At 71.7% G+C, this 20,937-nt stretch carries 22 protein-coding genes and 2 tRNA genes; 16 read left to right on the top strand and 8 right to left on the bottom strand.

Going from position 1 to position 20,937, the window contains the following annotated elements:
- Positions 1 to 113: 113 nt before the first annotated feature.
- From ACTRO_RS34450 to ACTRO_RS34435, 4 genes are all read left to right on the top strand, one after another.
- Complete coding sequence (locus ACTRO_RS34450; protein WP_063628125.1) at positions 114 to 866, top strand: SIMPL domain-containing protein; 753 nt, start codon at positions 114 to 116, stop codon at positions 864 to 866.
- A gap of 66 nt (positions 867 to 932) precedes the next feature.
- Complete coding sequence (locus ACTRO_RS34445) at positions 933 to 1,742, top strand: hypothetical protein (protein ID WP_157436603.1); 810 nt, start codon at positions 933 to 935, stop codon at positions 1,740 to 1,742.
- Between the two features lie 22 nt (positions 1,743 to 1,764).
- On the top strand, positions 1,765 to 2,367 hold the full coding sequence (locus tag ACTRO_RS34440) for a hypothetical protein (protein ID WP_157436602.1): 603 nt from the start codon (positions 1,765 to 1,767) through the stop codon (positions 2,365 to 2,367).
- A 104-nt stretch (positions 2,368 to 2,471) separates the two neighbouring features.
- Entirely contained in the window at positions 2,472 to 3,437 is a 966-nt protein-coding gene (locus ACTRO_RS34435) for a TrmB family transcriptional regulator (RefSeq protein ID WP_034269952.1), read from the top strand.
- A gap of 31 nt (positions 3,438 to 3,468) precedes the next feature.
- Here the strand turns inward: ACTRO_RS34435 and ACTRO_RS34430 are convergent, their stop codons facing one another.
- The 3 genes from ACTRO_RS34430 to ACTRO_RS34420 form a co-directional block, all read right to left on the bottom strand.
- The gene (locus ACTRO_RS34430) at positions 3,469 to 5,868 is read right to left on the bottom strand and encodes an ATP-binding cassette domain-containing protein (protein WP_084316730.1); all 2,400 of its coding nucleotides are present in this window, start codon (positions 5,866 to 5,868) and stop codon (positions 3,469 to 3,471) included.
- 86 nt (positions 5,869 to 5,954) lie between these two features.
- Positions 5,955 to 6,854, bottom strand: a complete 900-nt coding sequence (locus tag ACTRO_RS34425) for a hypothetical protein (RefSeq protein WP_034269949.1) — start codon at positions 6,852 to 6,854, stop codon at positions 5,955 to 5,957.
- Between the two features lie 59 nt (positions 6,855 to 6,913).
- Positions 6,914 to 7,420, bottom strand: coding sequence for a SigE family RNA polymerase sigma factor (locus ACTRO_RS34420; protein WP_034269947.1), 507 nt, complete (start codon positions 7,418 to 7,420; stop codon positions 6,914 to 6,916).
- 197 nt (positions 7,421 to 7,617) lie between these two features.
- Here ACTRO_RS34420 and ACTRO_RS34415 point away from each other — a divergent pair, with 197 nt between their 5' ends.
- Positions 7,618 to 8,214: a DUF1707 SHOCT-like domain-containing protein gene (locus ACTRO_RS34415; RefSeq protein WP_051451819.1), complete on the top strand. Its 597-nt coding sequence runs from the start codon at positions 7,618 to 7,620 to the stop codon at positions 8,212 to 8,214.
- Between the two features lie 67 nt (positions 8,215 to 8,281).
- Here the strand turns inward: ACTRO_RS34415 and ACTRO_RS34410 are convergent, their stop codons facing one another.
- Entirely contained in the window at positions 8,282 to 9,427 is a 1,146-nt protein-coding gene (locus ACTRO_RS34410) for a hypothetical protein (protein WP_034269945.1), read from the bottom strand.
- A 195-nt stretch (positions 9,428 to 9,622) separates the two neighbouring features.
- On the opposite strand from ACTRO_RS34410, the gene ACTRO_RS34405 reads away from it, so the two are divergent.
- The 5 genes from ACTRO_RS34405 (at position 9,623) to ACTRO_RS34385 (ending at position 13,556) form a co-directional block, all read left to right on the top strand.
- Positions 9,623 to 9,694: transfer RNA gene (locus ACTRO_RS34405), tRNA-Gly, on the top strand.
- A 29-nt stretch (positions 9,695 to 9,723) separates the two neighbouring features.
- Positions 9,724 to 9,798: transfer RNA gene (locus tag ACTRO_RS34400), tRNA-Val, on the top strand.
- Positions 9,799 to 10,031: 233 nt separating this feature from the next.
- A complete protein-coding gene (locus ACTRO_RS44325) occupies positions 10,032 to 10,553 on the top strand; it encodes a MauE/DoxX family redox-associated membrane protein (RefSeq protein ID WP_051451818.1) in 522 nt (173 codons plus the stop codon).
- A 262-nt stretch (positions 10,554 to 10,815) separates the two neighbouring features.
- Positions 10,816 to 12,756 carry an ABC transporter ATP-binding protein gene (locus ACTRO_RS34390; RefSeq protein WP_051451817.1) on the top strand — a complete coding sequence of 647 codons (1,941 nt, stop codon included), beginning with the start codon at positions 10,816 to 10,818 and terminating at the stop codon, positions 12,754 to 12,756.
- Positions 12,753 to 13,556, top strand: coding sequence for an AfsR/SARP family transcriptional regulator (locus tag ACTRO_RS34385; RefSeq protein ID WP_034269943.1), 804 nt, complete (start codon positions 12,753 to 12,755; stop codon positions 13,554 to 13,556). Before ACTRO_RS34390 ends, ACTRO_RS34385 begins: the two co-directional genes overlap by 4 nt.
- A gap of 6 nt (positions 13,557 to 13,562) precedes the next feature.
- Here the strand turns inward: ACTRO_RS34385 and lepB are convergent, their stop codons facing one another.
- Entirely contained in the window at positions 13,563 to 13,991 is a 429-nt protein-coding gene (gene lepB / locus ACTRO_RS34380) for a signal peptidase I (RefSeq protein ID WP_051451816.1), read from the bottom strand.
- Positions 13,992 to 14,172: 181 nt separating this feature from the next.
- Here lepB and ACTRO_RS34375 point away from each other — a divergent pair, with 181 nt between their 5' ends.
- From ACTRO_RS34375 to ACTRO_RS34360, 4 genes are all read left to right on the top strand, one after another.
- On the top strand, positions 14,173 to 14,367 hold the full coding sequence (locus ACTRO_RS34375; protein ID WP_034269940.1) for a hypothetical protein: 195 nt from the start codon (positions 14,173 to 14,175) through the stop codon (positions 14,365 to 14,367).
- 83 nt (positions 14,368 to 14,450) lie between these two features.
- The gene (locus ACTRO_RS44320; RefSeq protein ID WP_051451815.1) at positions 14,451 to 15,014 is read left to right on the top strand and encodes a TlpA family protein disulfide reductase; all 564 of its coding nucleotides are present in this window, start codon (positions 14,451 to 14,453) and stop codon (positions 15,012 to 15,014) included.
- Positions 15,015 to 15,096: 82 nt separating this feature from the next.
- Positions 15,097 to 15,867 (top strand): 4'-phosphopantetheinyl transferase family protein, encoded by a 771-nt coding sequence (locus tag ACTRO_RS34365; protein ID WP_157436601.1) that lies wholly within the window; start codon positions 15,097 to 15,099, stop codon positions 15,865 to 15,867.
- A gap of 86 nt (positions 15,868 to 15,953) precedes the next feature.
- On the top strand, positions 15,954 to 16,736 hold the full coding sequence (locus ACTRO_RS34360; RefSeq protein ID WP_034269937.1) for an SOS response-associated peptidase: 783 nt from the start codon (positions 15,954 to 15,956) through the stop codon (positions 16,734 to 16,736).
- 34 nt (positions 16,737 to 16,770) lie between these two features.
- Here ACTRO_RS34360 and ACTRO_RS34355 read toward each other — a convergent pair whose 3' ends face one another.
- Complete coding sequence (locus ACTRO_RS34355; protein WP_245594579.1) at positions 16,771 to 17,223, bottom strand: MarR family winged helix-turn-helix transcriptional regulator; 453 nt, start codon at positions 17,221 to 17,223, stop codon at positions 16,771 to 16,773.
- A 153-nt stretch (positions 17,224 to 17,376) separates the two neighbouring features.
- Between ACTRO_RS34355 and ACTRO_RS34350 the strand changes: the two genes are divergently transcribed.
- Positions 17,377 to 18,639: an MFS transporter gene (locus tag ACTRO_RS34350; RefSeq protein WP_034269935.1), complete on the top strand. Its 1,263-nt coding sequence runs from the start codon at positions 17,377 to 17,379 to the stop codon at positions 18,637 to 18,639.
- A gap of 21 nt (positions 18,640 to 18,660) precedes the next feature.
- A complete protein-coding gene (locus ACTRO_RS34345) occupies positions 18,661 to 19,107 on the top strand; it encodes a universal stress protein (RefSeq protein ID WP_063628324.1) in 447 nt (148 codons plus the stop codon).
- Between the two features lie 15 nt (positions 19,108 to 19,122).
- Here ACTRO_RS34345 and ACTRO_RS34340 read toward each other — a convergent pair whose 3' ends face one another.
- Positions 19,123 to 19,725: a YceI family protein gene (locus ACTRO_RS34340; RefSeq protein ID WP_034269932.1), complete on the bottom strand. Its 603-nt coding sequence runs from the start codon at positions 19,723 to 19,725 to the stop codon at positions 19,123 to 19,125.
- A gap of 193 nt (positions 19,726 to 19,918) precedes the next feature.
- Entirely contained in the window at positions 19,919 to 20,722 is an 804-nt protein-coding gene (locus ACTRO_RS34335) for an SAM-dependent methyltransferase (RefSeq protein WP_034269930.1), read from the bottom strand.
- Positions 20,723 to 20,937: the final 215 nt, after the last annotated feature.

Below are 20,937 nucleotides of genomic sequence, written 5' to 3'. Positions count from 1 at the left end.
TTCCGCTAGCGTCGGACCAGACGGCGAAGGACGTGCGAACACGGGTCGACGCAGGCACGGCCTGGAGCCCTTGCCGTGCCCTCGAAGGTCAGGACGAATGGAGTGCGGACGTCATGGACCATGCCCACGACCCCGCCCGCGCGGGCGCCTCGGCCGTAGTGGAGCAGGTGGGCTCCCCGGCGGTAATCAGCGTGCGCGGTGAGGCGCTGCTGACGGTGGAACCGGAACTGGTGGACCTGACCGTGGTGGTCTCGGCGCAGGCGAAGGACCGGCGCGAGGCTTTCGAACGACTGGTCAAGCGCAACGACGAAGTGCTCGAACTGCTGCGCTCCTACGGCGACTCGGTGGAGAAGGTGGAGTCCTCCGGGGTGGCCGTGCACCCGGAGGTGCGCAAGGGCGGCCGGGACGAGAAGGTCCGGGCCTACCGCGGCGTGGTGCGGGTGGAGGTGTCGATAGCGGACTTCGCCGCGCTCGGCGAGATCGTCTCGCGGGTGGCGGACCTGGAGGCCGCGCACCTGGAGGGCCCGCGCTGGCGGCTGCGGCGCACCTCGCCGGTGTACCGCAAGGCCAGGACCCGGGCCGTCGGCGAGGCGCTGACCCGGGCTCAGGACTACGCGGAGGCGCTCGGCGCCCGGATCACCGGGCTGATCGAGCTGGCCGACTCCGGGCTGATGCAGACCGAGGTGCACCGGCCCCCGCACGCGGTGTTCCAGCCGCGCGCGGCGGCGGGCGGCGGCGGGTTCGGCAGCAGCTCGCCGGAACCGCCGGTGCTCGACCTGGAGCCGGCCTCGCAGGAGGTGCGGGCCTCGGTGGAGGCGCGCTTCTCGGCGACCCAGCCGATGTTCGAGATCCGGCCGCAGGACTGACGGCGGCCGGCCCGATATAAACCCGCTGATCCCCTGCGCGCCGTGTGCGGAGTAGCGTGTCGAGCCGTGCGCACTCGCCTGCTCACCGCAATGGCCGCCGGCTCCGGCGCGATGCTCGCGCTGAGCGGCTGCGCGCTGCTGCATTCGTCCTCGCGCACGGCCGCGACCGCCCCGGCAACGGAGGTCGCGGCGGTAAGCACGTCGGCGCGGCCCACCTCGTACTCGCCGCTGTCCGGACCGGTGGTGGCGGCGAGCGCGCTGCCGCGCACCTGCTCGGCGATGCTCACGCAGGCCCAGTTGGAGAACGTCTTCGGGGCCGGCGTGGCCACCGGCACCAAGTACGCCTCCTACGCGGCGCTGCCCACCATCGAACGCACCGGGCGGGTGGCGTGCATCTTCGGCGTCGGGCTCGACTCCTTCGGCCGGCAGAGCGACGGAGCGGTGGAGATCGCCATCGCCACCTACGACACCGCCGCGAACGCGGTGAGCCGGGCCGCGGACACCGCGGAGCAGGACGCTGAGAACGGCGCGACCGCCGCGCAGATCTCGGTCGGCGGCCATCCCGCGACGCTGATCGTGGAGCCGCAGACGGTGAGCGTCCCGGCCACGGCGGCCGCCTCGTCCTCCGCCGCCCCGGCTTCGGCCTCGGCGATCCCGTCGGCGACGGCCTCGGCCACGGCCACCGCGTCGGCCTCGGGCGGTGAGACCGAGCTCGTGCTGGCGGACGGCAACCGCACGTTCGTGCTGCAGATCCCGTTCGGCGAGCTGAACTCGGCCCAGGCGGCGACGGTGCTGACCCAGCTCGCCCTGTTCGCCTACCAGAACACCCTGCCCCCGGCCGGCGCCGGGGTGAAGCAGAGTCCTTCCACCGGATGAGTCGGGAGCTTATCGTCGAGTCATGAGACACGGGAACACGTTGAGCTGGGAGATCCGGAACTCCGGCCCGGACCGCCACCTCAGTACCCTGCTGTACGTGCGCGACGCCGCCGGCCTCGCGGCGCCGGCCGACTACCCGCTGCCGCCGCTGGCCCCGGCCGTGCCGCTGCGCGCCGAGCTCGTGGCGCACGCGACCGCCGCGGCGGCCGAGGAGTGGAGCGCCTGGTGGGAGCGGGCCGTCACGATCGACCGATGGAGTCAGCAGCCTGACGTCTCCTCGGTCCAGTCGATGGACCCGCCGGAGCCGGGGACCGCGCTGCGGGCCCTGTTCGACGCCGTCGTGGACGAGGCGCACGACTGGCACCGCAAGCGCTTCGAGGAGTTCCGCGACCGGCGCCTCAGGCGGCGCGACCACGGCGGGACGGCCGGCCGGACGGTCGAACGGATCGAGCAGGAACTCGGCCGCACCAGCGCGCCGTTCCGCCTCCAGGTGGCGATGCTGCCGCTGGACCGGAAATGGGGGCGGCGCATAGAGGCGGATCTGATCGTGGTCAGCGAGGAGCTGTGGTACGACGAGGATGCGTGCGATCTGTTCCTCGACCGGATCCTGCGCGCGCTCATGTGAGGCGCGCCGCGCGACGCGGGGAATCTTCGGTCGCATGTCGTATGCTCGCCCGCGACGCGGGTGCGGTGGAGCGATGGCTCCGTCAGGGGACGCAGGAGGGGAACATGCTCGAAGCGGTCGGCCTGTCCAGCCGCGAGATCACGGTCTACCAGGCCCTGATGACGCGGCCGGGGGCGGACGCGGCCCGTCTGGCCGCCGACTGCGGCATGACCGAGACGCAGACCGCGGGGGTGCTGCTGCGGCTCGTGCAGGACGGCCTCGCGGTGCGCCACGGCCGGCCGCCGCGGTACGAGGCCGCCGCGCCCGATGTGGCGCTGGGCGAGCTGATCGGCCGCCAGGAGGAGCGGCTGAGCGCGGCCAAGACCGAGATGCACCGGCTCACCCAGCTCTTCCGCGACGCCGGCGCCACCCAGGACGAGGGCGCGGCGATCGAGGTGGTCAGCGGCGGCGCCGCCGTGGCGCTGCGGATCAGCCGGCTCTACGACGCGGCCCAGCGCGAGGTGCGCTGCCTGGACCGGCCGCCGTACCCGCAAGGGCAGTTCGAGCGGCCGGCCCAGCCGGCCCGCCAGCGCCGGGAGGGGGTCGGCTACCGCACCGTCTACAGCCGCGAGGCGCTGGCCTGGCCGGGCCGGTTCCAGGGCGACGTGCTGGCCGGTGCCGCGTCCGGCGAGCAGGCCAGGGTCCGGGCGAACCTGCCGGTCAAGCTGGTGCTCGCGGACGACGCGGTGGCGGTGCTGCCGATTCCCGCCGACGGCGCGGAGAGCGCCTTCGTGATCCGCTCCGGCCCGCTGCTGCGGGCGCTGGCCGCCTTGTTCGAGCACGAATGGTCGCAGGCGGTGCCGCTGGTGGCCGGCCCGCGCCGGTCCCCGGACCAGCTCGACCAGCCGGACGAGCGGACCCGGTCGCTGCTGAGCCTGCTCGCGGCCGGCCTGACCGACGAGGCGGTCTCGCGCGCCCTCGGCTGGTCCGCCCGCACCACCCAGCGTCGTATCAGTGCCCTGTTGCAGGAGCTCGGGGTGAGCACCCGGTTCCAGGCCGGCGCGGCGGCGCGGGACCGCGGCTGGCTCTGACCGGGCGTGCTCGGCCGCGCCCGTACAGCTCCTAGCTGCGCCGGGGACGCCCGATCGGCCGGATCGCGATCCCGGCGCCGATCAGCTCCAGCACGGTCAGGGCGCCGAGGAGCGCGACGTCCTCGGTCCAGGCCCGTTTCGTCGGCGCGTGCGCGGGGTCGCACTGCGAGGCCATGACCGCCCCGGACGGCGCGTGCTGGCCGTTGCACCCGTCCTGCAGCAGCTTGTCCAGGTCGACCGTCGCGGCGGCGGCCGAGTAGCCCCAGCGGGCGCTCGACAAATACGAGATCTGATCCAGACCGGCCGTCCCGCGCACCGGGAACGCCGAGCCGCTGAGCACGAACTGGGCGAACAGGATCACCGGCAGGATCGTCATGACCTTGTCCGCGTTGCCGGACAGGGCGGAGACCATCAATCCCAGCGCCATCGCGCTCAGACCGGCCAGCGAGACCCCGATGGCCACCTCGAGCTTCCCGTCGAGAAGGAGCGCGCCGTGCGCCGGGCCGCCCTGGCGCAGCAGCGCCAGGAAGGTGAGCACGAACGACTCGACGACGGTGATCACGCCGAGGATCAGGGCTTTGCTGAGGATGTAGGCCGCCGCGGACTGCCCGACCGAGCGTTCCCTGGTCAGGATCGGCCGCTCCTTGACGATCTCCCGGATCGAGTTGGCCGCGCCCAGATAACTGGCGGCGAGGGTGAGCGCGAGCAGCACCGTGGTCGAGTTGCTCGCGGCCCCGGCCGTGCCCGGCACCAGGTTGTCCTTGCCGAACGCGGCGAGCATGAGCAGCCCGAGCACCGGCGCCTGCGCGAACAGGAGCAGGGTATTGCGTTTGTCCGCGGAGATCAGCGCGAGGTAGCGGCGCATCAGCGTGCCGAGTTGCCGCCAGGAGTGCGGGTTGCGCCGCGGCGCCTCCGGATGCGCGGCGGCCAGCTGCATCCGATCGCGTTGCGCCGCAAGCGGTTCGGCCACGTACTCGCGGTTGATCTCGGAGTCCGCGAAGGCCTGCTTCGCCGCGCCCGCGGTTTCGCGGTCGAGCTGCTGGAAGACCTCCGGATAGCCCGGCTGCCCGAAGTACCCGAGCGTGCGCGCGGGCGGCCCGAAGTACGCCGTCTGCCCGCCCGGCGCGAGGAACAGGATCCGGTCGCACATATCAAGGCTCTGGATCGAGTGGGTGACCGTGAGCACGGTGCGGCCGCCGTCGCCGAGATCGCGCAGCAGCTGCATGACGCTCTTCTCGTAGCCGGGGTCGAGGCCGGAGGTCGGCTCGTCCAGAATCAGCAGCGAGGGCCGGGTGAGCAGCTCGATCGCCACCGAGGTGCGCTTGCGCTGGCCGCCGGAGAGCGAGGCCACCCGCACGTCGGCCCGGTGCTCGAGCCCGAGCTCGGTCATCACCTCGGCCACCCGCGCGGCGCGCTCGGCGGCCGGCACGTCGGGCGGGAAGCGCAGCCGGGCGGCGTAGTCCAGCGCGGCCTTGACGGTCAGCTCCGGGTGCAGGATGTCGTCCTGCGGCACGTAGCCGATCCGGTTGCGCAGCTCGGCATACGAGCCGTAGACGTCCCGGCCGTTGTAGAGCACTGATCCGCGGTCGGCCGGCCGCGAACCGGTCAGGGCCTTGAGAAGGGTCGACTTGCCGGCGCCGGTCGGCCCGAGCACGGCCAGGAACTGCCCGCCTTCGAGCGCGAAGCTCACCTCGTCGAGCAGAACCCTGCGACCGGCGTTCACGGTGAGCCCGAGTGCCGCGAACGAGGCCTCCCCCGCGTCCACGTACTCCTCGAGCGTGCCGTGCTGCAGCCGGAGCAGGGTGTGCCCGACGGCGACGAGCGCGCCCTCGCGCAGCCGCTGCCGCCCGTTCACCCGCCGGCCGTCGACGTAAGTGCCGTTGTGACTGCCGAGATCGACCAGCTCGAAGGCGCCGTCGTGCGCGGTGCGCAGCTCGGCGTGGTGCCGCGAGGCGAGCAGGTCGTCGACCACGATGTCGTTGTCGAGCGCCCGTCCGATCCGCACGCGAGAGGACGTGCGGTAGGTGCCGGTGAAGGTGCCCGGAGCGGTGGACGCGCCGGCGAACACCGGCACAGTGGGGGTGTGCGGGTCGAGCGCGCCGCCCGGCGTCGGCGGCACCAGCCGTATCCGGCAGCCGCCGTCCTGCGACCCGAGCGACAGGATCATCGCCCGGTCCACCGACAGCCGGCCTATCCGCTCCCCGTCGAGGAAGCTGCCGTTGGACGATTCGCGGTCCTCGAAGACCCAGCGCGCGCCTTCGAGCCGCAGCACGGCATGCTGCCGGGAGGTCGAGGCGTCGAGGACGACCACGTCGGCCGCCGTGTCGCGGCCGATCGTGACGGGCCTGCTGCCGTCGAAATACCGTTCCGAACCGGCCGGCAGGATCTGGAGCGTGAGCATGTTGACCGGTACCCCGGTGCTAGACCCCATGGCGTCATCGTGACAGCGCACCGGGCCGACGGCTACCGGATCGAAGCACCCTGTCGCCGGACGTAGCCGTATCCGTGGCCGCGGGCTCAGTTGTCGCCGATGATGTCCAGGTCGGCGGCCAGCATGGCGGTGAAAGCGGAGTTCTCGGCCAGCTTGACCAGGTCGATCGCGGGCGCGCCGCGGTTCGACCCCGCACCGAGGTAGACGATGACGTCCTCGCCCTGCGGCGTCTTGAGCTGCACGCCGACGACCGCGTCCGCCTTGCCGGACGCCGAGTCCTTGATGGTGTCGACCAGCGTGAAACCGTGCGCCAGCCGCGTGTTCAGCGAGCACGGGTTGCAGAACTCGAGCCCGTCGGCGTCGCGCGAGTACTCGATCATGAGGATCCCCGGCGTGTCGTGGCTGTCCACGTCGTACTGCCACGGGTTGAGGACGGGCGTGTCCGGCTTCATCCCGGAACCCAGCTGCGCGACCTGGTCCGGCATCATCTCGTTGAGCGCCGCGCTATAGGGCTCCGAGCTCTGCGAGACCTTGAAACCCGGCAGCAGCTGCGCGAGCGCATGAAGATCCTGCTCGCAGATCGTGGCCCGCTGGCTGTTGCTGCCCTTGCCGTAGAAGGACGCGTCGGATCCGGAGGTCCAGGGCAGATAGGCGCCGGTGCACTGCCGACCGATCGCGGACGAAACGACCGTCGCCGCGCCGGTGGAACTCGTGGTGGCCGACCTCGACGCACCCGTGCCGGTGGAACTCGTGGTGGCCGACCTCGACGCACCCGTGCCGCTGCCCGGAAGGACGATGGCCAGGGAGCCGACCGCCGCCAGCACGCCCGCGCCCAGGGTGTAGCCGACCGTACGCCGCAGCGTCGCCCGTCTGGCTGCCGCTAAGGCGCCGGGGACTAGATCCGCAGATGGTTGATATCCGTCCGAAATCGTCTCGAACAGGCTCCGTACCTGAGCCTCGCCGATCTCCAGCTGATCGTCCTGCATGTCGCAGCATCCTTCTTTCATCATAAGAACACGGGCTTACCTGGGATCGCGACGGAGGCCTACTCGGCCGGCATGCTGCCGACCCAATCGGCGCCGAGCACCTCGCGCAGCCGTACCAACGACCGCGACGTCTGGCTCTTGACGGTCCCGACGCTGCAGGACAGCACGGCCGCGGTCGCCTCGACGCTCAGGTCCTCCCAGAAGCGCAGTACGAGCACCGCCCTGCCCCGCTTCCCCAGCTGGGCCAAGCCGGCCAGGAGTTCGAGCCGCAGGTCCGAATCCTCGGAGCGTGGCGGCGGCGCGTCGAGCGCGAGCGCGATGTGCGTATCCCGCTCGCGCTTGAGCTTGCGCTCGTTCGCCAGGAAGGCGTTGACCAGCACCCGCCGCGCATAGGCGTCCACGGAGTCGGCCCGGCTGGCCCGCGACCAGAAGCGGCACAGGTTCGTGAGCGCCTCCTGCGCCAGATCCTGCGCCTGGTGCGGATCGCCGCACAGGAGGTAGGCCGTGCGAAGCAGGTGCCCCTGCCGGGCCCGTGCGTACTCGGCGAACTCGGTTCTTCGCTGCATTGCTCCGCCTTTCGTTCTGACCAGGTCGACAACTAGAGTCAGGACACTTCAATAGGGTTGCGTGCCCTACGCGGATTCTTCGCCCCGGCACGGCGATCCGGCTCAGTCGCCACCCGGGGACGGCAGGCAGCACGGTGGAGCGCCGCTCGGTACCATGACGGCATGGTGCCATGCCAGCTTCCTGATTTGAGGGTGCGATGAGCGACCCGGACGGACAGACGCCGCCTGCACTCCCGGCGGACGAGGTGCGCGCGGCGGATGCGGACCGCGAGGCTACGGCCGAGCGGCTTCGTTCCGCCGCCGCCGAGGGCCGCATCGATCTCGCCGAGCTGGACGAGCGGCTGGAGCAGGCTTATCTCGCGCGCACATACGGCGAGCTGCGGGTGATAACGGCCGACCTCCCCACCGCTCCCCTGCTGCCGGCATCCCGATCAGCCCTGCCGGAGCCCGAGACCCTGGTGCTCAGAACTACAGCGCCCAACCTCAAGCAGGCCGGTCACTGGACCGTCCCGCGCAAGATTCTCGCGGAGACCAAGTCGGGCATCATCACCATCGACTTCACGCAGGCGACCTGCGCCTACGAGCAGATCGAGGTCGAAGCGGTGACCAAGACCGGATGGATCCGGCTGATCCTGCCGGACGGCTGGGCGGCCCAGATAAGTCCGTCCAGCACGAACACCGCCCGCATCAGCAACAAGGCGGCCGGCACGCCGGCTCCCGGCGCGCCGACGGTGATCGTCAACGGGCACCCCGTCTTCGGCCCGATCAAGATCCGGCAACGACACAACAGCTGACGCCGGCCCCGCGGGGATCATTCACCGCGGGCACGGCGTGGTCAGCTGACGATCCGTCGAGCGCGCTTCAGCCCTTGCCGAAGACCCGCGTCCGGGCGCTGAGCGCGTGGCCGGTGCCGCCGAGCCAGGACAGCGCGAGGGCGAAGGTGAGCAGGCCGCCGGTGCCGTTGGCGGTGGAGCCGGGCTGCGGGTGCTCCGCCGAGAGCGCGAAGGCGAGGACGACGGCCAAGGCGTAGCCCAGGGTCGCCGCGGCGTAGAGCCGCGAGCGGGTCCGGACGGCGGCGTAGCCGAAGGCGAGCGGGGTGAGCAGACCGAGGCTGATCAGCGGGATGAGCGCCCAGACGACGGAGAGCACGAGCAGGCGCGGGCCCGGCGTCGGGGCCGCGACGGCTTCGCCGTCGATGACCGGGTCGACGAGGGCGACCTCTTCGTGGACCTCGATGTCTTCGAGCGTCTCGTCGTCCTCGTCGTCCTCGTCTTCGTCCTCGTCGTCTTCGTCCTCTGCGGCCGGCTCGGTGGCGGGGGCGACGGCCGTATCCGTGTCCTGCTCGACCTCGACGGACTCGTCGGCTTCATCGGCTTCATCGGCTTCGTCGGTCTCGACCACCTCGATGATCTCGACGACCTCGAAGTCCGTCGGCCACCGGTCCACGCCGATGGCGGCCGCGGCGAGGGCGACGGCGGTCGGGTCGAGCTCCTCGGGCCTCGGCTCGCCCGGCTCCTCTTCGTCCAGCGGCGGGTAGGCCAGCGGGTCCGGGCCGCCCGGCTCGTCGAGCAGGTCGTCCTCGGGGAACTCGTCCGACTCGGGCTCGGACGCCGGCTCCGACTCGTGCTTCGGCTCCCGTTCCCGCGCCGGCTGCCGCTCCTCCAGCCGGGGCTCGGCTTGCGCCGGCACCGGCGGCACCGGCGGCTCGGCCGGCTTGGCGAGGCCGAGCTCCGCCGCGCAGGTCTGGATCGGCAGCAGGGCGAGGCCCGCGTCGCGGATCTTGGCGTAGCGGCCGTCCTGCGGATCCACCCCCGCGCCGTAGGCGACGTGCGAGACGCGCGCCGAATAACGCTGGGCCAGTTCGAACCCCGCGGCGGCGGCGCGTTCCCGGAGCAGTCGGGCATCCTCGTCGACGCCCAGCACCAGCAGGCGCACGCCCTGTCCACCGCGCGGCGCCGGGATGTCCGCGCCGCGCCCGGTCTCTTTCGGAGTAGTCAGGCTGGTCATGTCGACGCAGCGTAGGCGCCTCGCGGCCACCGCCCGGCGACCCGCGCCCTAACCTACTCATCCATTCACTCGTCCGGCCCAGCGACGCGGCTGAACACCCAGGTGAACGCCGGATGTGCATTCCACCCCCGGGATCCGCTAGAGTTCTACTCGTCGCCAGGGAGCGCAGCGAAAGCCAAGATCCCCAGGCAACATGCGGACGTGGCTCAGTGGTAGAGCATCACCTTGCCAAGGTGAGGGTCGCGGGTTCAAATCCCGTCGTCCGCTCTGTAGTTCCGGAGTGATCCAGGAACCGCGGACGATTAGCTCAGCGGGAGAGCGCTTCCCTGACACGGAAGAGGTCACTGGTTCAATCCCAGTATCGTCCACCAGCTTCATCGCAGTTCAGGCCTCCGATTCTTCGGGGGCCTGATTCGTTTCGGGCGCCTGCGCCGGAGCACGTCAGGGAAGTCGCGGCCACTCGGCTCACCTTTTCGCGTGTCACTTGATATCTGACCGTCGTTACTCATGCACCGAGCTACCCGGGCGATTGACACCGCGCATCGCAGTACGCGAATCTGCTGGAGTCGGCGGCCGCACCGGCCTGCCGGAAGGGGGTTGCGCGGTGGCCTACTCGTCGCTCTGTCTGAGCATGCTGATCTGCGGCGTCTTCGGCGTGTCGGCATTCGGCAAGCTGCGCGGCCGGGCCGCCTTCGAGCGCTTCGCCGCTTCGGTGACCAGCCTGGCCGGCCTGCACGGGCGCCTGGCCCGCGTCACGGCGGTCGGCGTCTGCGCGCTCGAGGTGGCGATCTGCCTGACCGCGCTCGCGCCCGGTGCGAACCGGTTCGGCCTGGCCGCCGCGGCTCTGCTGCTCGCCGCGTTCACGGTGACGCTCGTGCGCACGGTCAGGGCGGGGCGGCGGGTGTCGTGCAACTGCTTCGGCGCGTCCGAGACCCCGGTCTCGGCGCAGCACGTCGTGCGCAACGCGCTGCTGCTGACGGCGGCGGTGGCGGGCCTCGCGTCGGGCTCGCCCTACGGGCACTCGCTCTCGGCGGCGGGCGTGTCACTTTGCGCGTTCGGCGCGGTCGTGGGCGTCACCGTCGTCTCCGCCTTCGACGACCTGATGGACCTGCTCCGTACCAGTTGAGCGCACTGCCCGCAGGTCGAGGCGGGTCTGTGTGAATTGCGGCTTTTTCATCGTCCTTTCATTCCGGCCATGCGGTGGACGAGACGTTCCCCGGCGGCATTTCACATCAGCCACCTGAGACACTACACAGACCATTGACACGGATGCGCAACTACGTGATCCTCGTTAGCGCGGGCGTGGAAGCGCTTACAGGCGCCACGACGAAAACGGGAACGGGGCGAACGAGGGCTGATCGTCGTCGCCACGGGTGGGAGGTGCACAGATGTCTTCGGGTGGCCTTCAAGCACAGGCGGGCGGACGACCGGGCCCGCGAGGGGAATCGGCGGGCCGTGCCCGGCTGCTGCCGGCCGCGCTGCGCGAACTGTGGCGCGCCGCGCCGCGAGCGCTCAGCGCGAAGCTGCTGTGCGCGCTGACCGCGGGTCTCGCCCCGGTCGTCGTCGCCTGGCTGACCAAGCTCGTGGTCAACCGGCTGGTCGAACGGCCGATCGGGCCGACGGCGGCGCCGTTGGCGGCCCTGTGCGCACTCGGCGCCGCGGTGGCGGCGGCCCAGTACCTCGGCCGCTACGCGGACCGCGAGCTCTCCCGGCGTGCCACCGAGATCGGCATGACGGAGCTCTTCGGCGCGGTCGTCGCGCCGGTCGGTATCGCCGAACTCGAAGACCCCGGCTTCCAGGACCGGCTCAAGCTGGCGCAGCAGGCGACCACCGGCGGCATGACCCAACTGCTGCAGGCCGTCCTGGGCGCCCTGCAGCCGGCCGTGACCGCGATCGGGTTCTGCCTCGCGCTGTGGTCCGTCTCTCCGCTGACCACGCTGCTGGTGCTGCTGTCCGCGGTTCCCGCGGTGGCGGCCCAGCTGATGCTCTCCGGCCGCCGAGTGGACGTGCAGGCGCGGATGAGCCCCATGCTGCGCCGCCAGGTGTTCTACACCACGCTCATCCTCGACCCGCGCGCCGCCACCGAGATGCGCCTGTTCGGCCTCGGCACGCTGTTCCGCGGCCGGCTGCTCGGCGAGGTGCGCGCCTCGCAGCAGGGCGAACGGTCCGTCGACAAGCTGACGCTGCGCACCGACACCGCGCTCGGCCTGCTGACCGCGGCCGTCTCCACGGTCGCCCTGTTCGCCACCGTCGCGCGGATCCGGGCCGGGCACGCGACGATCGGCGATCTCGCCCTGATCACCGCGGCGCTCGCGGGCATGCAGGGCGCACTGGCGAGCGTGGTCGTCCAGATCGGCAACGTCGGGCCCGCCCTCGCCCTGTACGGGCACTACCACGCCATCGTGGGGGCCGCCGCGTCGTCCGCGGCGCACGGGCCGGGCGCCGCGGCCGGGCCGCTGTGTGAGGGCCTGGAGCTGCGCGACGTCTGGTTCCGCTACCACCCCGACCACGACTGGGTGTTGCGCGGGGTGAACCTGGTGATCCCCGCGGGCCGCTCCCTGGCGCTGGTGGGCCTGAACGGCGCCGGCAAGTCGACCCTCGTCAAACTGCTGTGCCGCATGTACGAACCCGAACGGGGCACGATCACCTGGGACGGCACCGACATCCGCGACCTCGACCCGGTCGCGCTGCGCCGGCGCATCGGCGTGCTGTTCCAGGACTACATGACCTACCAGCTCACCGCCGCCGACAACATCGCGGTCGGCGAGGTCTCGACCCTGGACGCGTCCGATCCCCAAGGGCCCGAACGCCTTCGCGCCGCCGCCCGGGCCGCCGGGGTGCACGAGGTGATCGAGTCGCTGCCTCAGGGCTACGACACGATGCTCGGCCGCGTGTTCGCCGCTGCCCCGGCCGCCCTCACCACCGCCCGCGGCACCCGGGCCGTGCCGCCCGGGGAGGCCCGGGCCGGCGGCGTCTCGCTGTCCGGCGGGCAGTGGCAGCGGGTCGCGCTCGCGCGGGCGCTGCTGCGCCGGGACGCCGACCTGCTGATCCTCGACGAGCCGTCGTCGGGGGTGGACGCCGCGGCCGAACGGGAGATCCACGGCAAGCTCGCCGAACTGCGCGCCGGCCGTACCAGCCTGTTGATCTCGCACCGCCTCGCCGCGGTCAGGCAGGCGGACGTCATCGCGGTGCTGGGCGCGGGCACGGTGGTCGAACTGGGCGACCACGACACGCTGATGGCGGCGGACGGCGGCTACGCGGCGCTGTTCCGGACCCAGGCCGAGGGCTATCAACTCGTCACTTCAGAGCGGGGCGAAGACGATCGATGAACACCTCACTGCCGGTGAATGTCTCCGTCCTCGGCCCCATGGAGCTGTCCATCGAGGGCACGCAGGTACGGGTGGGAAGTCCGCAGACGCGCGCCGTGCTGGCCGTTCTGGTGCTCGGTGACGGCGCGGTCGTCCCGGTCGGCCGGATCGTGGAGCGGATCTGGCGGGAGAACCCGCCCGCGAGCGCGGTGCTCAAGGTCCAGGGGCACGTCTCGGCGTTGCGCAAGGTGCTGGGCTCGGTCGCCAGCTCGCGCGCCGGCAGCCTGCTGGTGACCAGGCCGCCCGGCTACCAGCTGGTCGGCGAGGCCTATGCCTGCGACATGCACGAGTTCACCGCGCAGGCCAAGCAGGCCTCGGCGCTGGCGTCCGCCGGAGAGGTGGAGAAGGCCTGCGACCTGCTGGGGCAGGCGCTGCGGTGGTGGCGCGGACCCGCGTTCGCCGACGTGCCCTGCGACGACATCCAGATGCACGCGGTGCGGCTGAACCGGCTGCGCTCGATCGCCGTCGAGGACAAGGCCCGGCTCGACCTGCGACTGGGCCGGTTCTGGTCGGTGCTCGAGGAACTCGGCCCGGAGGTCGACGCCAACCCGCTGGACGAGCGCGCCCGGGAGATCCTCATCCACGCCTACCTCGGGCTCGGCCACCGGCACGCGGCATTGGCCTGCTACGAGGACGGCCGGACGCAGTTGCGCGACGAGCTCGGTCTCAGCCCGGGTCCGGCCCTGCAGCACCTCGCGCACTGCATCCGGCACGGTTCCGCGCCCGGCGCGGACGCCAAGGTCGGCGGCCCGGTGGCCTGAGCGGGCTCAGCCCTTCGGCGCCAGGGATCGCAGCACGACGCCGATCACGTGGGAGCTCTGCAGGTAGCCCCAGGTCCGGGAATCCACGCTGCCGGGGCCGTCTCCGATCACCACGAGGCGGTGCGCGGGAACCCGGTCCTGCTCGCTCGCGCCGACGACGCGGCGCACGCTGGCCGGCACCGCGTCGCCCGGGACCGCCGTCACCCGCTTGATCAGCCGCGCCTGGCCGTCCGCGGCGCGACCGGGCAGATGGAAGACCACGATGTCGCCGACCGACACTCCGGCCGTGCGGCGGCGCACCAGCACGCGTTCGCCGGGTTCGAGCGCCGGGGCCATGCTGGCGCCGTCGACCACGACCACCAGCAACCGGCGCCTCACCACGGCCGCGCACGCGATGACGACTGCGACGCCCGCGGCGAGACTGATGAGGATCACGAAAAACCATTGTCCGTGGCGCGCGGCCGCTGCTCAACGTCTCGGTCAGGCTTTCGGTAGCGTTTCGGTAGCGGGCGGGGATATCGGCGGGTAAAGGTGATGTAGAACACTGGTATGTGTATGGTCGTAGCCTGATGACGCACGTCGGGCACTAAGCCCGGCCAAGCAATCGAGGTCACGTATGAACCGTGCGCTCAAGCTCGGCGACCGTATGCTCGCCCGGCTCCTGCCCAAGGAGACCGCCGCCGCCTGCATCGTCGACTACTGCCTGACGACGAGCGTCTACACCAGCGAGCCGGCTTGTGAGATCGCTTACACCCAGCTGTGCCGGTCGACCAGCGGCGTCATCTGCTACGCCGACTACTGGTGCGGCTGATCCTCACTCGCTCCATGAACTCAGTGCCGCTGCCGGGGCCCTCCGGCAGCGGCACTGCCGTGACGGAAAGGACTCGAGGAACCATGGCCTATCTCGCAGCGGCGGTCGCCGTCGTGGGCGCACTCGGCTTGCTCAACCTGCTGCTGACCTTGGCGGTGATCCGCAAACTCCGCGACCACACGGTGCGGCTCAGTGCCGCGGGCAACCAGGAGGGACTGCCGGCGCCCGGCACGGTCGTGTCCGGCGCGCAGGTGCACGACGAGGAGGGTCGGAGCATCGACGCGGACTGGATGACCCGGGGGGCGAAGCTGGTGGTCCTGATGTCGGCCACCTGCAGCGCCTGCATGGAACAGCTGCCCCGCGCCGCGGCCTACGTGGCCGGATTCGCCGGGGCGGCGGACAGCGTGCTCGCCGTGGTCGTCGGCGAGGGCGGCCACCGCGACGAGATCGTCGGCCGCCTGCACGGCCTCACCACGCTCGTCCACGGCCCTGACGCCCAGTTGATGGCCGACGCGCTCGGCAACGAGGGGTACCCGACGTATTACGTGCTCGACGAGGGCCGGGTGCGGGTCGCCACCCATTCGGTCAGCCAGTTGACGGCGCGCACCGGCCGCGAGGCCGTCGGCGCCGCGGCGGCGGGCCGGTAGCGCGTCCGCCGGGGCGCGCGGTGGACGGCCGCACTCGAACTCGAAGATTCCGGCTCTGGGACGCGCGTTCTAGGCTGCGGGTATGGACACGGCGAATCCGTCATCTGTGGTGTGGCGCGGACCCGAGGCGTGCGCGCTGATCGCCGCGATCGCGCCGGAACCCGCCGTCGCCGTCGACACCCGGGAGGACGCGCCGGACGCGGCGCTCTACCCGGGCGAAGACGAGATCGTGGCGCGCGCGGTACCGAGCCGCCGGCTCGAGTTCGCCACGGCACGCTCGTGCGCCCGGCAGGCCATGGCCCGGCTCGGAGCCGAGCCGGCCGCGATTCCGCAGGGGGTGCGCGGGGATCCGCTGTGGCCGCACGGGCTCGTCGGGAGCATCACCCACTGCGCCGGGTATCGCGGCGCGGTGCTCGGGCGGGTGGGGCAGGTGGTGACGATCGGCATCGACAGCGAGCCGAACAAGCCGCTGCCCGAGGGCGTGCTGGACGCGATCAGCCTGCCGCGCGAGCGGGCGATGGTCTCCGAGCTGCTGGCCGGGGATCCGGCTACGCGCTGGGACCGGCTGCTGTTCTGCGCGAAGGAGGCCGTGTACAAGGCCTGGTATCCGCTGGCCGGGTGCTGGCTCGGCTTCGACGACGCGGTGGTGTCGATGGATCCGGAAGCCGGCGCCTTCACCGCGCAGCTGCGGGTGGCCGGTCCGGAGGTGCACGGCCGGGCGTTGACCGGCTTCTCCGGCCGCTGGCTCGTCCACGACGGCCTGCTGCTGACCGCGATCGTGCTGCCGGAGCGGGCGCCGGTCCGCATCCCGCCGTGCCGACCGGGCTCCCGGTCCACGGAGTCGATCCGCTGAGGTAGCGGGTCCGTGGCGCCGCGGACCATGCGTCGGCTCGCGGCGCTACGCAGGCACTTTCCGCGCGGGGACCTTAGGCTCGGAGCATGTGCGGTCGTTATGTGGCGGTGCACAGCCCGCAGCAGCTGGCCCGGGAGTTCGACATCGAGCGGGTCGCCGTGGAAGGCGCGATGGAGCCGGACTACAACGTCGCGCCCACCAAGCCGGTCCTGGCCGTGCTGACCCGCGAGCGGCGGGGCGACGAGGAAGGCGCCGAGGAGCCGGTCGTCCGGGAACGGCAGCTGCGGACGCTGCGCTGGGGCCTGGTGCCCTCCTGGGCGAAGGACCCGGCGATCGGGAACCGGTTGATCAACGCACGGGTGGAGAGCGCGCCGGACAAGCCGTCGTTCCGCAAGGCCTTCGCCAAGCGCCGGTGCATCCTCCCGGCGCTCGGCTACTACGAATGGGCGCAGCCCGAGAAGTCGGAGACGGGCGGGAAGCCGCGCAAGCAGCCGTACTTCATCCACCGCCCGGACGGCTCCACGCTGCCGATGGCCGGGCTCTACGAGCTGTGGCGGGATCCGGAGCGCGAGCGCGACGACCCGGACGCGTGGATGTGGAGCTGCACGGTCCTGACCACGCAGGCCACGGACGAGCTCGGCCGCATCCACGACCGCGCGCCGCTGCTCGTGCGCGCGGACGGCTACGACGCCTGGCTCTCGCCCGAGACCGGGGAGAGCGACCCGCGCGAGCTGCTCGTGCCGGCCACGGTCGGGATGCGGGCCGACCCGGTGAGCACGGCGGTCAACAACGTGCGCAACAACGGGCCGCAGCTGATCGAGCCGGCGCCGGAGCCGGCCGGCGGGCAGGAGCCGAAGGAACTGCGCTAGGCAGAAGCAGCGCCTGCCGTCGGAGAGCGGTCGGCTACCTGCGGCCCTGGCGCAGGCTGCGCTGCTCGTCGACCAGCTCGCGCAGGTGCTCGACCACAGGCAGCGCCGCGACGAGCACGGCTGCCTCCTCGTCCGAGAGCCGGTTGACCGCGTCGGCGAAGATCCCGGTGCTCTCGGCGCGGCGGGTGTGCAGGTACCGGGCGCCGGCCTCGGTGATGGCGACCATCACCACCCGCTTGTCGGCCGGGTCGCTCCGGCGCTCGACGTAGCCCTCCCGGGTGAGCGAGGCGACCAGGGCGGTGACGGAGGGCTGGGTGACGCCCTCGGAGAGGGCCAGTTCGGTGATCCGGCGGGGACCGGTGCGCTCGAGCGTGGAGAGCACGGCGACCGAGGTCAGGCTCATGTCCCGGGGGGTGAGCCGGATGAACGAGGCGAGCAGGTCGTGCACGGCGGAGGCCACGTGCTGCCCGCTCTCGCCAGTGCTCACGGTCGGAAGCATAGCCGCGGGGTGCGCCGAAGCGAGGTCCATTGACAGATTATATAACCGGTCTATATGTTTCCGGCGCAGAGGCGCACGCGCGGCCGGAACCGTCCGGGCGGCGCGCCCGCCGTCCGCGCGTGCTCAGCCAGGAGGGGTGTTGTGACCACCGAGAACCGAGCGGGAGGCGCGCCCGCGCCCGCCGGGGCAGCCGCCTCGAGCGCCTTCCGCCAGCCGAAGGCCGTGTGGGCGGTCGCGTTCGCCTGCGTCATCTCCTTCATGGGCATCGGCCTGGTCGACCCGATCCTGCCCTCGCTGGCCGGCAAGCTGCAGGCCAGCCCGAGCCAGGTGGAGCTGCTGTTCACCAGCTACCTGGTGGTCACGGCGGTGGCCATGCTGGTCACCGGGTGGGTCTCGAGCCGGATCGGGGCCAAGCACACCCTGATCGCCGGCCTGGTGCTGATCGTGGTCTTCTCCGCCACGGCGGGGATGAGCGGCGGCATCGGGCAGATCATCGGCTTCCGGGCCGGCTGGGGCCTGGGCAACGCGCTGTTCATCGCGACCTCCCTGGCCGTCATCGTCGGCTCGGCCAGCGGCGGGTTCGCCGGCGCGATCGTGCTCTACGAGACCGCCCTCGGCGTGGGCATCGCCTGCGGGCCGCTGCTCGGCGGGCTGCTCGGCAACGTCAGCTGGCGCGGGCCGTTCTTCGGGGTCTCGGTGCTGATGCTGATCGCGCTGGTGGCCACGATGATCCTGGTCGAGCCGACGCCGCGCCCCGAGCACCGCTCCTCGATCAGCGAGCCCATCAAGGCCCTGCGTCACCGCAACCTGTCGCTGACCAGCGTCACCGGCCTGCTCTACAACTGGGGCTTCTTCACGATCCTGGGGTACGCGCCGTTCCTGATGGACCTGAGCCCGCTGCGGCTCGGCGCGGTCTTCTGCGGCTGGGGCGTGCTGGTCGCGATCTTCGCCATCTTCGGCGCGCCCTGGCTCAAGGCGAGGTTCGGCACCGCGCGCACGCTCTACGGCAACATGGCCCTGATGGCCGTGGTCAGCCTGGTGATCGGCGTGTTCCCGGACAACCGCACCGCGGTGATCGTGGCCACGATCACGTCAGGCATCTTCATCGGCAACAACAACACCCTGGTGACCACCGCGGTGATGAGCATCGCCCCGGTGCCGCGCCCGGTGGCCTCGGCCACCTACGGCTTCGTCCGCTTCATCGGCGGCGGCCTGGCGCCCTACGCGGCCGGGAAGCTGGTCGAGCACTACAACGCGCACGTGCCGTTCATCATCGGCGCGGTGACCGTGGCCGCCGCGGGCGTGGTGCTCAGCACCGTGCACCGGGCGCTGGACGCGGCCGACCAGGAGCAGGCTCACGCCGGCCACTCCGCGCAGCGCGCGGACGCCGAGGCCACCGCCTAGTGCCCGAACGACCGAATGACGATGAATAACCCCGGCGAAAAGCACTGGACCGACACGGCTCGGGCTCGAGGATTCGAGCTCGGGTCGGACGGCCCTTCCCTCCTCGTGGTCGGCTTGGACGGCTCGGACACCTCGTGGCGGGCGCTCTACTACGCCTTCGGGCTCGCCCGGCGGCAAGGCAGCACCCTGGTGGCGGTCTTCTCCTTCACCCCGATCATCTCGGGCTTCGGCTGCCCGGGCGTGTACTACTCGGGTGAGGAGCTGGCCACCGAGCTGCGCGAGGCCGTGCTCGCGCTGGGGGCCGAGAACCACGTCGCGGCGGAGTTCGTGGCCACCCAGCGCGATCCGGTGGCCGTGCTGACCGAGCTGGCCGCCCGGCGCCGGGCCGACGCCATCATCATGGGCTGCGGCCGTAAGGCCACGCGGACGATACGGCGCAGCCAGTGCCCCGTGACGGTGGTGCCGTAGAGCCGGGTGTCCGGCTCAGGCGGCCTTCACGGCGGAGATGTCGAGGACCAGCTTGACCTTCTCGCCGATCAGCACGCCGCCGGTCTCCAGGGCCGCGTTGTAGGTCAGGCCCCAGTCGGTGCGGTCGACGGTGGTGCCGCCCTCGAAGCCGGCCCGGTTCAGGCCGTAGGGGTCGGTGGCCGCGCCGGTGAACTCCAGGTCGAGGGTGACCTGCTTGGTCACGCCCTTGATGGTCAGGTCGCCGTGCAGCCGGTAGGTGTCGCCGTCGACCTCCTCGGCAGAGGTGGAGCGGAAGGTGATCTCCGGGTGGGCCTCGGCCGCGAAGAAGTCGCCGGTGCGCAGGTGCTCGTCGCGCTGGGCCTGGCTGGTGTCGACGCTGGCGACCTTGATGACCAGCTCGGCGGTGGACCTGGCCGGGTCCGAGCCGTCGAGGTGCAGCTTGCCCTCGTACTCGGTGAACTGGCCGCGGACGTTCGTGACCATGGCGTGGCGGACGCTGAAGCCGATCCGGCTGTGCGTCGGGTCGATGGTGTAGTCGCCGGTCAGGTGGGACAGGTCGCGGTCGACGGTGCCCACGGCGGCGGACTCGGACTCGTTCTTGCGGCTGAAGATGCTCATGGCGGGCTCCTCGGATCGGCTCATTAGTTGAAGGTTCAACTAGGTCTGCCCCAGAGCCTAGCGCGCATTGGTTCAACTTTCAACTACTCCGGCGGCGCTCGCGTCCTCGCCCGCCGCGGACGCGCGCCGCGGACGCGGCCTGGCCCCTGCACAAGGGGTGGATCGTGGCCGCGATCACCGCCCTGGTCGCGGTTCAGGCAAGCTTCCGCGCGACCGCGACGTAGCAGGAGGACTCGGCCTCGGTGATCGCCGAGGCCGCGGTGGCGGCGTCCGGGCGCCACTGGTGCGAGAACGTGACGCCGGGCTCGACCAGCTCCCAGCGCTCGAAGAAGCGGGTGAACTGCTCGCGAGTGCGCATGCCCACGGCGGTGCCCACCGACCGGTAGACGCCGGAGACGGTGTCCAGGTTGGCGCTGATGTCGGCCGTGGCGTGGGAGATCGCGAGCGCACTGCCGGGCGCGAGCGCGTCGGTGAAGGTGTCCACGATCCGCTGCGCCTCGTCGTCGTCGGTGACGAAGTGCAGGACCGCGTTGAGGCTCAGCCCGACCGGCCGGCTCAGATCGAGGGTCTCGTGCAGCACCGAGGTCTTGAGGATGTCAGCGGGCTGGTTCAGGTCGGCCTCGACGTAGGCGGTGCGCCCCTCCCCGCTGCTGATCAGCAGCGCCTGCGCGTGGGCCAGCACGATCGGGTCGTTGTCCACGTAGACCACCCGGGCGTCCGGGGCGAGCGACTGGGCCACCTCGTGCAGGTTGGGCTTGGTCGGGATGCCGGTGCCCACGTCCAGGAACTGGCGAAGGCCGTGCTCGGCCAGGTAGGCGGTGGCCCGGTGCATGAACGCCCGGTTCGCCCGCGCCGCGATCAGGGCCTGCGGGAACGCGGTGAGCACCCGGCTGACCGCCTCCCGGTCCGCCGGGAAGTTGGTCGTGCCGCCGAGGTAGTAGTCGTACATCCGGGCCGAGTGCGCCCGGTCGAGCTGCAGATCCACCGCTGAGTCCATGTGCCGGCCTTCCGGATCGAGTTCTCCCGCCGCCAGTATCGCCGAACCCTGATGCTCTGGGCCAGTGCGCGGCCCGGGGCGGATGGGGCGCGCGGTGATCGCGGCGGCACGCTCGGTGCGAAAAACCCGGACCACCGCTTGAATCCCAGCGGCCTCGATTCGTCAGGATAGAGATAAGGGGCGTCACCCCGCGCCCCCTCGCCGATACCGGTCCG

It is taken from the genome of Actinospica robiniae DSM 44927 (genome assembly GCF_000504285.1).
GTDB lineage: Bacteria > Actinomycetota > Actinomycetes > Streptomycetales > Catenulisporaceae > Actinospica > Actinospica robiniae.
The sequence above is the reverse complement of the archived record's forward strand: the minus strand, read 5'-3'. Positions and strand labels throughout refer to the sequence as shown.